Here is a 14392-nt window from a genome sequence, read left to right on the forward strand (position 1 = left end):
TTGCCGGCTCGTAGAGTGGTGTAATTTGGTGAAGCTAGTCTTAACTTTCTAACTATACCATAACAAACTCTACTAACTTACTGGGAAATTGGATTTTGTACGGTAATCACCACCACAATAACTCTAATTTTCTCTAGTATTCGTTAAACTTCTTGCAGAAGTTGGGCAAGGGTTAAGGTATGGGATAGAGGTAAGGGATAAAAGCTAAGGAATGTTTCCATTTCTCCTTTTCCCTTATCCCCTCTTCTGTTTCCTCTTAACCTTTAGTCTTTTTCAACCTTTTGTGGACGCCAACTAGAACAGTTAGTCATCTGGTAATTTGCACTCTGGTAATTTGCACTTATCGTCCGAGTGAAGACGCCTAGGAAGAATCTATTTGTTTTAGTCACAAAAAATAGGTGTCTTTATCGAAGAAACGATAGAACAGCAAATACTTGAGAAGTTTCTGGGTGACGATGAAATCTGGGATTGAGTAGGAAGGTCTACCCTTTAATATTTCTTTAAACGTTATTTACGATATCGCAAACATTTAGAAATAAGCGAGTTTCTAGTAAATCTTTATATAATTTTAATATTTTGCTCAGAGTCTAAGATCTGGACGATTGACCTGTTTGGGGACAGGAGAGGGTTTTGCCCTGAGGCATAGAGGCTACCTGACTAAAATCTCTGTGCAGCATTCCTTTAGCATAAGACTTCCTCGGATTCCGAATCAGCATTTGAATTTTGTGTAAAAAATTTCTAGCCAAAATGTTAGTTTTGTTGGGAACATGGGTAACCTCATAACGGGAGGCTTGCTACTACCTCAGTATTTACCACAGCAAGTATGTAAAACATGACTGGTTCGGGGGATGAATACTTAATTTCCCGCAAAAAGCAGATTGAGCGGCGACAAAAGATTGTCACGATAGTGTCGTTAGTATCGTTTGTTGGTTCTACAGTGTTTGCAGTAATTCCGGCAATACAACAGGCTAGTCAACCTAAACCAGTAACTCCGTCTAGTTCTGTTGAGTCAGGATTACAGCAACAGGCGCAGGGCTATGAAATGATTTTACAACGCGAACCAGAAAACCAACTTGCTTTAGAGAAACTGTCTATAGTGCGATTGAACTTAAAGGATACTAAGGGTGCGATGGAACCTTTGGAGAAACTGGTGAAGTTGCACCCCGATCGGCAAGATTACAAAGTTGTATTAGAGCAAATTAAAAAGCAACAGGACAATAGCGATCGCAGCACAAACAAGCAGCCAAAATCTAAGTAAGCATTTCACTTAAATATTTTTGGAAATTAATAATTTTCAAATTAAAAATAAACAAAAAATGTTTGATAGTAAATCTATTTTGATCACTGGTGGTACAGGCTCCTTCGGCAAGCAATTTGTGAAAACGATTCTCAGCCGATATCAACCTCAGAAAGTCATAGTTTATTCACGGGATGAACTGAAGCAGTACGAAATGGCACAGGAGTTTAACGCACCAGCGATGCGCTATTTCATTGGAGATGTGCGCGATCGCGATCGTTTGCATATGGCAATGCGCGGCGTAGATTATGTTATTCATGCAGCAGCACTCAAGCATATTCCTGCTGCTGAGTACAACCCAATGGAATGTATTAAAACTAATATTCATGGTGCAAATAATGTAATTGATGTTGCCATTGAGCAAGAAGTAGAAAAAGTAATTGCTCTCTCAACAGATAAAGCAGTAAATCCGATTAATCTCTACGGGGCAACTAAGCTAGCAGCGGATAAACTTTTTGTTGCCGCTAATAATATTGTCGGGTCAATGAGAACCCGGTTTGCTGTAGTCCGTTATGGTAATGTGGTCGGTTCAAGAGGTTCAGTTGTACCTTTCTTTCAAAAACTAATTCGGGAAAAATCCACAGAAATTCCTATTACCGATCCACGCATGACCCGCTTTTGGATTACCCTGCAACAAGCTGTAGATTTAGTTTTCAATAGCTTTGAAAGAATGCAAGGAGGAGAAATATTTGTACCTAAGATTCCTTCAATGAAAATTACTGATTTGGCTGAAACACTCGCACCAGGAGTCCCAATTAAAATTATTGGGATTAGACCAGGAGAAAAACTACATGAAGCCATGTTTTCGTCTGAAGCTTCACACTTAGCCTTGGAGTTTGTAGATCATTATGTAATTAAACCAACTATTGAATATGCCTATTCTATTGATTACACTTGTAACGCTTTGGGTCAAAAAGGAATCCCTGTAGCAGAAGGTTTTGAGTATAGCTCTGAGATCAATACAGAATGGCTAAAAGGTTTCCAACTACTGAATATGTTGAAGCAATGAGTAACTATATTCCTTATGGACGGCAAGATATTAATCAAGAAGATATTGATGCTGTAATTGATGTTTTGCGCTCAGATTGGATTACTCAAGGCCCAGCTATAGAGAGGTTTGAACAAGCCGTTGCTAATTATTGTGGAGCAAAATATGCCGTAGCGGTTTCTAGTGCGACAGCTGCATTACATATTGCTTGTCTTGCTGCTGATTTGGGACAAGGAGATATTTTCTGGACATCACCAAATACCTTTGTTGCTTCAGCTAATTGTGGACTTTACTGTGGTGCAAAAGTTGACTTTGTTGATATTAACCAAAATACCTACAATTTGAGCGTAGATGAATTAGAAAATAAGTTAGCTGAAGCAGACAAGCAAGGATGTTTACCAAAAGTATTAATACCTGTACATTTTGCCGGACAATCCTGTGAAATGCAGACAATTGGCGCTTTATCGCAGGAATATGGGTTCAAAATTATTGAAGATGCTTCTCACGCGATCGGCGGAAGCTATCAGGGACAACCTGTTGGTTCGTGTCAATTTTCTGATATGACAGTTTTTAGCTTTCATCCAGTAAAGATGATCACAACTGGTGAAGGCGGTATGGTGCTAACAAATCATGAGGAATTTTATCAGAGATTGATTAGATTAAGAAGTCATGGCATAACTCGCAATCCAGATTTAATGCAAGGAGAATCTCACGGTTCTTGGTATTATCAGCAACTAGAACTAGGCTTCAACTATCGGATGACAGATATCCAAGCAGCATTGGGTATTAGTCAAATGCAACGACTGGAGGAGTTTATAGAACGTCGCTGGTTTTTAGCAAACCGCTATAATCAACTACTGCAAGACTTACCGTTAATGCTGCCGTGGCAACATCCAGATAATAAATCTAGCTGGCATCTTTATGTGATTAGGCTCAAACTCGATAAGATTAATAAAACTCATCGGCAGGTATTTGAAGAACTTCGCAGTGGAGGAATTGGTGTAAATTTGCACTATATTCCAGTTTATCTACAGCCTTATTACCAAAGATTTGGTTTTCAATTAGGGGACTTTCCACAGGTTGAGCAATACTACGAGGAAGCTATTAGTATCCCATTATATTATGGGCTAAATGAAGAGAGTCAGGATAAAGTAATAGTTTCGCTAATAGAGAGCCTGACATTATCACTTTAATTCTTAAACTGAATAATGTCTTAAAATTCTCTTTCAGAAAAAGTACTAACGATAGTGTTCAATAAATATTTGTATTTCTTTATTATCCATAATTAGGATATCTCAATAAAAATACTAGTAAAAATATATAACTTTCTTATGAAATTGGGAATTGGTACTGCACAATTTGGTTTGGACTATGGATTATCTAATAATTTCGGAAAAACTCCATCAACAGAAGTATCTAAAATACTTAATTTAGCAACTCTCAATGGAATTCATGCTATAGATACTGCATATATTTATGGAAAAAGTGAGGATGTTTTAGGTGAAATCCTTTCAGAACAACATAATTTTGATATTATTACCAAGACACCTCAGTTCTCCAAGGCTACTCTAAGCAGAGATGATTCTGAATTTTTAGAAAATACATTTTATAACTCTTTATCTAGGCTAAGACAATCAGGTATATATGCTCTATTAGTACATAATCCTAATGACTTATTAGTAAAAAATAGTCACTTCTTAATGGAAAAAATGTTATTTTTAAAGTCTCAAGGATTGATCAAGAAGATCGGAGTTTCTGTCTATACAAGTGAACAGATTGATTGCATACTTTCTAAGTACTCAATAGACATCATACAAGTTCCCATTAATGTACTAGACCAACGCTTACTGCTTAGTGGCCATTTGTCCAAACTAAAAACTCTAGGTATTGAAATTCATGCTCGTTCTATATTCCTACAAGGACTATTACTAATGTCTAGAGAAGACATTCCGTCTTATTTTGATTCCATTAAAGGTCATCTTAATGAGTATCATAATTTTATTAAAAACCAAGGCTTCTCGTCTCTTGAGGCAGCACTCAGCTTTATGTTCAGTATAGATGAAATAGATATTTGTATTTGTGGTGTTAATAATTATCAGCATTTAGATGAAATATTAGCTGCCATGAACAAGGTAGAATTAAAATTTGGAAAAGCATTAGCAAGATTTTCTATTTCAGATAAATCAATACTCAATCCTTCTGACTGGAGAATTTAATATGAACTAAGATAATGATTTGTATCTAGGAAATTAGCTCGATAGTTTTAACGTAATAAATATATATTATATTCTCATCTAAAAAGTGATTGTTATTCTTTTAGAAGTAAGTTTTTATTCGAAATAAAACGAAGTAATAATGTTATATATAACTTATAAAAGTTACTTTAAATCATGAGAAGCGAGACTTAACTATAAAATATTGTGATTCTTCTTAAAGATACTTATGTGTTGTTCTTCAAAATTGATTTTATAACTTTTACCCAATATTTTTATGATTTTAGGCATTCTACAAGCTCGAGTTTCCTCATCACGACTACCTGGAAAAGTTCTTAAACCTATTCTTGGTTCACCTATGCTAGTTAGGCAAATTGAAAGATTAGAACGAGCTTGCTTAATTGATAGGTTGATAGTTGCTACAAGTAATGATGTAAATGACAATCCTATAGCTGAATTATGTCAGGAATTAGACATAGAAGTTTTTAGGGGAAAACTGGATGATGTTTTAGATAGATTTTATCAAACAGCACAGCCATTAAAACCGGAAAATATTGTCAGATTAACAGGTGATTGTCCTCTAGCTGATCCATATTTGATAGATGAGGTAATACATTTTCATTTATTAGGAGGTTTTGACTACACAAGTAACTCACTAGAGCCTACGTATCCTGATGGCTTAGATGTGGAAATATTCCGTTTTAATTGCTTGAATATAGCATGGAATGAAGCTAATTTGCCATCACAACGAGAACATGTTACATCATTTATTAATCGACAACCAGAGCGTTTTAAACTTGGTAACTATAAGAATGATATAGATTTATCATGTTTACGTTGGACAGTGGATGAGGCGTTAGATTTTGAGTTAGTTACAAAAATATATGAATATTTATATCCTAACAAAGTAAATTTTACAACGCAAGATATTTTAGAACTATGCAGTATATATCCCGAATTAAAGACTTATAATACTTGCTATAAACGTAATGAAGGATTTGAAAAGTCTTTACTTGAAGATGCTATATATTGTAGGCAAATTCTCAATAATAACTAATGATGGAAAAACGTTATCAACACTCAGAATATCTTTTGGCAAGAGCACTTAAAAGCATACCTCTAGGTACTCAAACATTCAGTAAAAGTAAAACTCAGTATCCTTTTGGTGTTTCTCCTTATTTCTTGACAAGAGGACTTGGAAGTCATGTTTGGGATGCAGATGGAAATGAGTATGTTGACTTCATTAATGGATTGGCAGCAATAATGCTGGGATACAATGACCCAGATGTCACAGCAGTAGTACGTGCCCAGATGGAAGAAGGAGTGGTTTTTTCTCTGCCCCATCCCATTGAAATGCAGGTAGCTGAAAAATTGATTGAGATAGTCCCTTGTGCAGAAATGGTACGCTTTGGCAAGAATGGCTCAGATGCGACATCAGGTGCTATACGTTTAGCTAGGGCTTACACCGGCCGAGACCATATTGCTGTTTGCGGCTATCATGGCTGGCATGATTGGTATATTGGGTCTACAACTCGTAACTTAGGAGTACCAAAGACAGTTCAGGCGCTGACTCATACTTTTACCTACAATGATTTGGAATCCTTACATAAGATATTTGAAGAGTATTCTGGTGAAGTGGCTGCAATAATCATGGAGCCAACGAATGTAGTTGAACCTAAAGAAAGCTTTTTAGAAAGTGTTAAGGAGCTAGCTCATCAAAATGGTGCGATTCTAATTTTTGATGAGACAATTACAGGGTTTCGTTTTGCTAATGGCGGTGCTCAGGAATACTTTGGTGTCATCCCAGATTTAGCTACCTTCGGTAAAGGACTAGCCAACGGCTATCCTCTGTCTGCTGTGACAGGTCGAGCGGATATCATGCATTTGATGGAGGAAATCTTTTTTTCTTTCACCTTTGGAGGTGAAACACTTTCTTTGGCAGCAGCATTGGCAACAATGACTAAATTACAGAAGTTGCCAGTTATTGAAACACTAAGCAAACAGGGACAAAAAATAATATCGGGACTACAGCAACTAATTGAGTGTCACTCAATCACCCACTTTGTATCTATCTCTGGTTACCCTTGTTGGTCTTTTGTGCTATTTCAAGATGTATCTTGTTATAGCCATTGGCAGATTAAAAGTTTATTTTTACAAGAAATGTTTGCCAGAGGAATTTTGACTCTTGGCACTCATAACATGAGTTATTCTCATAGTGATGCTGATGTAGAATACCTACTGGAAGTCTATAATGAAGTTTTTGTAATTTTGAAAAATGTAATTGATGAGCAATCACTTGAAAACTATCTCAAGTGTCAGCCGTTAGAACCATTATTTAAAATCAGATGAACTTGCTTTTTGGTTTGTTTTGATGGATTTATCTAAATAGGTACAGGTTACTTGCTACTAAAAAAAACTAGAATTGGAGTAGCATAACAATGTTTCGGTTGGTAAGATAGGGAAAGTAATTTCAGATTTACTTGTAATATTATATGAAATACCAATAGCTATACCTAGACTTGGACAAAAATTTGTTGACAGCGAAGTAAGGATTAGAGTGTTGATACATCTAGAAGGTGAAGAACTGAAATTAAGACTAGTAAGCAAAGAAGATTGTAAATTATTGTGGGAGTGGGCCAACGATCCAGAAGTAAGAGCATCTGCTTTTTCCCTAGAACCAATACCTTGGGAAACACATATTCAGTGGTTTACTAAGAAGCTAAAAGATGAAAATTGTTATATATTTATTGCACTTGATAAACAATATATACCGATAGGACAAGTACGTTTTGATATGTTAAATAACAAAGAGGCAGAGATTGATCTTAGTCTTGAACGCAAAAAGCGTGGTTTAGGCTACGGTAGTTTATTAATCAATATTGCAATAAATTCATTTTCTACTTTTACAACAGTACAAATTGTACATGCTTTTATTAAGCCCAACAACAAAGCATCAATGCAAGCATTTCAAAAAGCAAAATTTAGAAAAGTTAATATAGAAAACGTAAAAGATAATATAGCTATACACTATATTTGGGTTAGAGGAAATGAGTAATCAATAATTTATATGAAAATTAATTTTAATTATTAGTCAGTAAATTGTCGTTTGGTAACCCTTGGCTTTCTTCTAATTAACAATATTAGAGTTAGCAACTATTGAAAAAAATAATTATAGTGCTTTATCAAAGCGTATTAAATTGTAGCTACTAATTTAATTTCCAAATTCTATTTTACTACACTTTTTAAACAATGATGATCTCTAAAAAAATATTAGTTGAAGGTTTTAAAATTGGTGGAGAAAAAACCTATGTAATTGCAGAGGTCGGTTCTAATCACAATCAAAATCTTCAGTTAGCTTATGAAACAATTGATGCAGCTGTTGAATGTGGTGCAAATGCTGTAAAATTTCAGTCTATTAATATTGAAGAGTTATATTATTTACCTTCATTAGCTATCCGTGAACTTCATCGCAAGATTGATTTGGCTGAAGAGTGGCATAGTTTGCTGAAGGAATATAGTGATAAAAAGGGGATCACCTTCTTCTCTTCTCCAACTTACTTAAAAGCTGTGGATATTCTTGAAGAAACAGGCGTTTCACTATATAAACTCGCATCAGCTCAAATAGGAACATTTCCACAGATTGTAGATAAAGTTGCTCGCACAGGTAAGCCCGTTATTATTTCTACTGGTATTGTGAATTACCGTGAGCTACAACAAGTTATATGCATTTTTCAAAAGGCAAATAATACAAACTTAATTATCCTTCACTGCAATAGTATATACCCTACACCTTATAACAAGGTAAACTTAGGCTTAATAGATATTTATAAACAGATGTTTACATACTTGGTTGGATTCTCTGATCATACAAATGGAATTACTATTCCCATAGCAGCTGTAGCAAGAGGAGCTTGTGTAATTGAAAAACATTTTACCTTAAGTCGAAACCTACCTGTACCTGATGCAGGTTTATCACTTGAACCATCAGAATTTAAAGCAATGGTAGAGGGTATCCGTGCAGTTGAGGAAGCAAACAATCTCACACCACGAACAGAAATTATGTCAGAAGAGAAAACTTTTAAGGAAGCTATTTTGTATCGTTTAGTGCTGAAAAAAGACAAAAAAAAAGGAGAATTATTACATTTTGATGATTTTACTTACTTACGATATTCAGAGGGAATTGATTGTAGAGAGATATTTCCAAATATACCTACTTATATTACTAAAGACTTATCGGCAGGAAGCCTATTAAAACCTGAAGATGTAGTGCACAAATAAAATAGCATTGTAGGCTTTGACTATATTTTATACCAACATAAATTTCTAAATTTCTTCAGATAGGCAACCATGAAAAAAGCATTAGTTATTAATCTTGGCTGGGAACAAGAACCACTACTGGATGTTATTAGTACTACTGGTTGGGAATTGTATGGTATTCATTATGAAGAAATTTTTTATCGAAATGAAGTATTTAAAGAAGTTTTAATTGCTGATATTCGTGATTTGCCGACTATTACAAAATTTGCAGATTTAATTAAGCCGGACGCAGTGATTTCCGACCAGTGTGATTACTCGCATTTTGTACAAGCAGTATTATGTGAGAAGTATCAATTACCTGGTCCGCGCATCAAGCAGTCCCAGATTTCATCCAATAAGTTTTTACAACGTAGTATAGCAAGTGAAAATAGTATTCAGGTTCCTCAGTTTCGTAGAATTATTTATCCATCTGAAGTATATGAATTTGCAGATGAAGTAGGTTATCCACTGATTTTAAAACCAGTGGATAACCGGGGCAGCTTTGGGGTATCTAAGGTCAATTCAAAGGAAGAAGTTTTATTAGCTTATTTAACTGCTTTAAGTAATAGCCATTCGCGCTGGGTTATCGCTGAACAATTTATCAAAGGTTTTGAAGTTACTGTAGACGGGTATTGTTTTCAGAGAGTTCCTTACTCTTTAACCTTAGCTAAAAAAGGACACATTGATGAACAGAGACAAGTTTCAGTGGATATCAAATATCCTGGTGAACTACCCGATGATCTCTACGAAAAAGTTCTTAAGAATAACGAAGAAGTCATCCGCAAACTTGGCTACGATTTTGGGATGACTCATTCAGAATATATGGTGACACCTGCTGGTGAAATCTATTTAATTGAAGCTGCAAACCGAGGAGGTGGAGTTTATACTTCTGAAATCATTGTACCCCACGTATCTGGAGTAGATATACTAGGAGCTTATATAAACGATTGTTTAGATATCTCAACTGCTATCGCTCCCAAAAAAATTGGCAGGCAGGAAGTAATACTGAAATTTTTCTCGTTAAAACCGGGCAAAATTAAGGCTATAGAAGGAGTAGAAAGCGTCATTAAAGATCCAAGCTTACTCAAATTTCGACTAACTGTGCAACCAGGAGACATCGTTCAGCCTATTTATAATGATGCCAATCGGCATGGTTTTGTTATTGTTAGTGCAGAAAAAGATGTACGAGTTCAAGCACAAAAAATCGTTGATAAAATCAATATAATTTATGAAAAAAATTAATAGACATGGAAAATATTCAATCTGAAATAATCAATTTAATAAAAAAGAATCGTATTTCCAGTGTTGAAGTTGCTGATGCTCTTAGCAAATCAGGTGTTATCGAAGGACCTAAACCTCTGAATCGTGGTAAGTTTGTAGTTGGAGAAGTACAGTATATTTATGGTTATTCTGAATCTAACTGGTCAATTCATGAACATGGAGAAAATATAAAAGAAAGATGCATATTGTTTGTCGATACATTTAACTTTCATGATAAAGCCGCATTTGGTGATATTGTAGCCAAATATTTTATCTTATATAAAGGTGTAGAAGGTATTGTAGTGAACGGTTTACTAAGAGATGTACATAGACTGATTAAAGAAGACTATCCTATTTGGTGTACAGGTATTACACCACTTGGTTGTTACAATCACTATGTATCCCTTTCTGATGATATTCGAGAGATGGCAGCAGCAAAACGTCAGTATCTTGAGGGGTCAATTATGGTTTGTGATGACTCAGGATGCACATTGATTGCAAAGCAGCAAATTAACCAAGAATTGTTTCGCAAACTTGATTTCATAGAGTTGCAGGAAGACATTTGGTATTACTGTATTGATACGCTGAAGTGGTCTACTTATAAAACGATTTGTGAAAAAGCCTACCTTAAAGAACGAAATATCTTACCTGAAGTACTGAAGCAACGAATGAAAGAATTTGATTTGTAATACACAACTTATGCTAAATACGAAAAAAATTTCTGAACAAACTATACAACGCTATTCAAATCGTTACCAACAGATGGGCCGGCACATCCATACTCTGGGGTGGGGAAACGTGGAGCAGCAGGTTTATCGTTTCAGTCAAACTCTCGCTGCTGTAGATTTTTCAGGCAAGTCAATATTGGATATAGGTTGTGGTTTTGGAGATTATTTGCATTTTATTCAAAATAAAAATACAGCCTCTTACTGGGGTTGGGATTTAAACTCTAATTTCGTACAAGAAGCCAGAATTATCTTTGGAGAATTTGGGAAATTTGATGTGGTTGATGTTTCAGTTGAAGATAATATCAAAGTTTATCAGGGAGGTGTGGATATAGCAGTCATGCTAGGACTGCTTAACTATAACTTGAATAGTGAAGATGATAACTATGCTTATTCACAACAACTTATTTGTAATGCATTTTCACTAGTAAAAGAGGTGTTGATAGTTGACTGTCTCAGCGCTTATCGAACTCCAGACTATCCGGTAGAAGATTTTGTATTTTATCATGAACCAAGTCGTATGCTAGATTTTGCGCTCAGCCTGAGCTCTAACGCTGTCTTGAAACACGACTATGCTCCCATACCGCAAAAAGAATTCATGCTATTCATTTACAAATGAAAATTTTTGACTTCAATTTACATCTACCTGTAGTACAAGGTAAAGATGTTCATAATGTTATTGAGCAGGATATGAGTCTCTCTTTGGAAGACTTGTACAAAGGATTTAAAATACATTATCCGGTATTTCAAGAATTGGCTGGAGCCAATTTTATGCTGTTCAATCAAGAACTGCTCCAAGGCAGTCTTAAGAATTTCCATGAACTCTGTACAGCTAAACTAGCTTATACTATACTCACAACACTAATTGACTTCCGTAGGCAAGATATTGTGCCTTATATTGAGAAGGCTATAGCCGAAAAAGTAAGGGCTATCATGTTTAATTCTTACTTGCAAAAAATTACAGAATCTGATTTTCAGGATGTCCTCAGAGTATGTCAGTTTGCTGAAGCTAATAAGATGTTGATCTGTATAGATGCTAGCTATGGTACATCAAAAATGTATTCATACGACAATATGAAACTAGCTTGTTTTATTGCTGATTTTGTAAGTCGTGTACCTATCGTGATTATCCACAGTGGAGGGTATCGCATTTTAGAAGCTATGTTGCTAGCCCTTGATAAACACAACATCTATTTGGATACTTCCTTTTCTCTACCTTATTATGTTGGCTCGTCTTTGGAGCAAGATTATGCTTTTGCATATAAAAAGATTGGAGTACACCGGATTCTTTTTGGTTCAGATCATCCTTATGTCCCTTTTTCGGAAGCACTGATTCAACATTTACAATTTTTTGAGAAGTATAAATTTACGGAATCAGAGATTGAACAAGTCATGTATTATACAGCTATCAATCTTTTGCATGAGAATACATAAGCTTCTCATTTTGACAGAAGCAGGAAACGGTATTGGCTTCGGCCATTTTATGCGTTGCAGTGCTATTCAAGAATTTATCCAAGAAAAGGGAGTTGAAACGGATATATATCTTGATATACACGGTGAGACAGATATTAAAGGCAACTTTATAGTTTGTAAATGGCGAGAAAATTTTTCATATCTATTGAAAGAAAATTTACACACGCATGTTTTAGTAGATTCTTATATAGTAAAGGAATCTGCGTTATTCAGCCTGAAAAATAATTATTCTAAAGTGATTGCTCTGGATGACTATCACCGCTTAAATTATGGAGTAGACTTGATTATAAATCCAAATATTTTTGGCAATAGCATATACTATAATATACCATCAGTTGGTGGAAAAGAATTTATTATTCTTCGCCAAGCTTTTCGTAAAGAAAGACATAAAGTAGTAATTAAGGAAAAAATAAAATCAATATTATTAACTTTAGGCGGCAGTGATTATCGTGATTTACTACCTAATTTAATTTTTAATTTAGTTAGTAATTTTCCTGAATTTAATTTACATGTTGTCTCTGGAAATTTTGACTATATGGAACAGCTAAAACAGATTTTCAAAGACTATTCCTCTCTCAAACTTTATGGCTTTCTCGATGGTATTCAGATGAAAAATTTAATATTGAGTTGTGATCTTGCCATTTCTGCCTGTGGTCAGACATTACACGAATTAGCTTATCTAGGACTCCCAACAATTGGTATATGTATTGATAAAGATCAAGAATTGAATATGATTGAGTATTCACGACTAGGTTTTTTACTTAATCATCTTTATTGGAACCAAGCAAATCTGTATAAAACTTTGAATAGAATCATTGATATATATCAATCTTTAAAATTGCGTATTTCTATATCTCAAAAAGGAATAAGCAACATTTATTGTAATGGATTAGAAAATATTTTTGAGGCAATATTTAAATGAATATATTAAAAATATAGATATACTAAAACATAAATAAAACAAATTTGCCTTGATACTTAGACAAAGAACTTAATTATATGATTTAACATATCATGTTCAGAGTAGGAAAATTAAATCTTATTAAAAGGAATAGATATAGAACTACTGTCTGATTTTTTAACAAGATTTCAGATAAAACCTTGAAAGAAAGGGCTTTTCAGTCTTAGTATGTTTTCAAAAACCAAATCGGAGTCCTATATGTAATTATATATATGCTATGCAAAAAAATAATCTTTTTTAAATCGTTAGTAATACTTCTTGTAAACAAACGGATGCTCAGTGAACTATGGCTAATAAGCATATATTAGTAGTAGCAGCTCATCCCGATGATGAGGTACTGGGTTGTGGTGGTGCGATCGCTAAACACACTCAGCAAGGTGATATTGTTCATGTTCTCATTTTGGCAGAAGGAGCTACCAGCCGTACTCCACAGCGCGATCGCAAAAAGCTACAACATGAGCTTTCAGCTTTGGCTGAAGTAGCACATCAAGCTAGTGAAATCTTGGGGGTGACTTCCCTTACGCTGCATGACTTCCCTGATAACCGCATGGACAGTTGCGACTTGTTAGACATAATTAAAGTCATAGAACAAGAAATTGTTCAATATCAGCCAGAAATTATTTATACTCACCATATTGGTGATGTTAATATTGACCACTGCCGTATTCATCAAGCGGTAGTAACTGCTACTCGACCGATGCCTGGTAGTACTGTTAAAACTCTGCTGTTTTTTGAAATTGCTTCTAGTACTGAATGGCAAACTCCGGGTTCAGCTCGTGCCTTTGTACCAAACTGGTTTGTGGATATATCAGAAACCTTAAGTTTGAAACGAGAGGCGTTAGCAGCTTATGAGTCTGAGATGCATCCTTGGCCTCATGCTCGTTCTGTTGAGGCTTTAGAGCACCTAGCTCACTGGCGTGGTGCTAGTGTAGGTGTCGAAGCTGCTGAGGCTTTTATCTTAGGTAGACAAGTGAATTAGTTGAGGCAGTGAAGTGAGATATTGCTGTTGTAGTAATACTCTAAGTAGTTGATTTAAATTTTTACAAAGGCTCACCATCCTGTAATCACCGTGAATTCACAGAAGTAATTTTGCGTTTAGCGTAAATCTAGAAGAAATTATCAGTAAAATTCCCCTTGGATACATAGTAAATATAGCGTTAGATTGCTTGAGTTAATAGG

General features: G+C 35.0%; 14 protein-coding genes. All 14 read left to right on the forward strand.

Going from position 1 to position 14392, the window contains the following annotated elements; genetic code table 11:
* Window positions 1–832: 832 nt before the first annotated feature.
* The 14 genes from ACFG4S_RS11785 to ACFG4S_RS11850 all read left to right on the forward strand — a co-directional run bounded on the left by ACFG4S_RS11785 (window position 833) and on the right by ACFG4S_RS11850 (window position 14192).
* Window positions 833–1258, forward strand: a complete 426-nt coding sequence (locus ACFG4S_RS11785) for a tetratricopeptide repeat protein (RefSeq protein WP_392534970.1) — start codon at window positions 833–835, stop codon at window positions 1256–1258.
* A gap of 58 nt (window positions 1259–1316) precedes the next feature.
* A complete protein-coding gene (pseB, locus tag ACFG4S_RS11790) occupies window positions 1317–2306 on the forward strand; it encodes a UDP-N-acetylglucosamine 4,6-dehydratase (inverting) (protein ID WP_392534971.1) in 990 nt (329 codons plus the stop codon).
* Window positions 2264–3478: a UDP-4-amino-4,6-dideoxy-N-acetyl-beta-L-altrosamine transaminase gene (gene pseC, locus ACFG4S_RS11795; RefSeq protein WP_392534972.1), complete on the forward strand. Its 1215-nt coding sequence runs from the start codon at window positions 2264–2266 to the stop codon at window positions 3476–3478. The genes pseB and pseC overlap by 43 nt, the downstream gene beginning before the upstream one ends.
* A gap of 138 nt (window positions 3479–3616) precedes the next feature.
* Window positions 3617–4501 carry an aldo/keto reductase gene (locus ACFG4S_RS11800; protein WP_392534973.1) on the forward strand — a complete coding sequence of 295 codons (885 nt, stop codon included), beginning with the start codon at window positions 3617–3619 and terminating at the stop codon, window positions 4499–4501.
* A 274-nt stretch (window positions 4502–4775) separates the two neighbouring features.
* Window positions 4776–5555, forward strand: coding sequence for a cytidylyltransferase domain-containing protein (locus tag ACFG4S_RS11805; protein ID WP_392534974.1), 780 nt, complete (start codon window positions 4776–4778; stop codon window positions 5553–5555).
* Window positions 5555–6847, forward strand: coding sequence for an aminotransferase class III-fold pyridoxal phosphate-dependent enzyme (locus ACFG4S_RS11810; RefSeq protein ID WP_392534975.1), 1293 nt, complete (start codon window positions 5555–5557; stop codon window positions 6845–6847). The genes ACFG4S_RS11805 and ACFG4S_RS11810 overlap by 1 nt, the downstream gene beginning before the upstream one ends.
* Window positions 6848–7058: 211 nt before the next feature.
* Window positions 7059–7553: a GNAT family N-acetyltransferase gene (locus ACFG4S_RS11815; protein WP_392534976.1), complete on the forward strand. Its 495-nt coding sequence runs from the start codon at window positions 7059–7061 to the stop codon at window positions 7551–7553.
* A gap of 194 nt (window positions 7554–7747) precedes the next feature.
* Entirely contained in the window at window positions 7748–8776 is a 1029-nt protein-coding gene (locus tag ACFG4S_RS11820; RefSeq protein WP_392534977.1) for an N-acetylneuraminate synthase family protein, read from the forward strand.
* A gap of 69 nt (window positions 8777–8845) precedes the next feature.
* On the forward strand, window positions 8846–10036 hold the full coding sequence (locus ACFG4S_RS11825; protein WP_392534978.1) for an ATP-grasp domain-containing protein: 1191 nt from the start codon (window positions 8846–8848) through the stop codon (window positions 10034–10036).
* A 5-nt stretch (window positions 10037–10041) separates the two neighbouring features.
* On the forward strand, window positions 10042–10743 hold the full coding sequence (locus ACFG4S_RS11830) for a hypothetical protein (protein WP_392534979.1): 702 nt from the start codon (window positions 10042–10044) through the stop codon (window positions 10741–10743).
* A gap of 109 nt (window positions 10744–10852) precedes the next feature.
* Window positions 10853–11398 (forward strand): class I SAM-dependent methyltransferase, encoded by a 546-nt coding sequence (locus ACFG4S_RS11835; protein ID WP_392534980.1) that lies wholly within the window; start codon window positions 10853–10855, stop codon window positions 11396–11398.
* On the forward strand, window positions 11395–12213 hold the full coding sequence (locus tag ACFG4S_RS11840; protein WP_392534981.1) for an amidohydrolase family protein: 819 nt from the start codon (window positions 11395–11397) through the stop codon (window positions 12211–12213). Before ACFG4S_RS11835 ends, ACFG4S_RS11840 begins: the two co-directional genes overlap by 4 nt.
* A 10-nt stretch (window positions 12214–12223) precedes the next feature.
* Window positions 12224–13174 (forward strand): glycosyltransferase, encoded by a 951-nt coding sequence (locus tag ACFG4S_RS11845; protein WP_392534982.1) that lies wholly within the window; start codon window positions 12224–12226, stop codon window positions 13172–13174.
* A 325-nt stretch (window positions 13175–13499) separates the two neighbouring features.
* Complete coding sequence (locus ACFG4S_RS11850; protein WP_392534983.1) at window positions 13500–14192, forward strand: PIG-L deacetylase family protein; 693 nt, start codon at window positions 13500–13502, stop codon at window positions 14190–14192.
* Window positions 14193–14392: the final 200 nt, after the last annotated feature.

The organism is Nostoc sp. C117, assembly GCF_043099735.1.
GTDB lineage: Bacteria > Cyanobacteriota > Cyanobacteriia > Cyanobacteriales > Nostocaceae > Nostoc.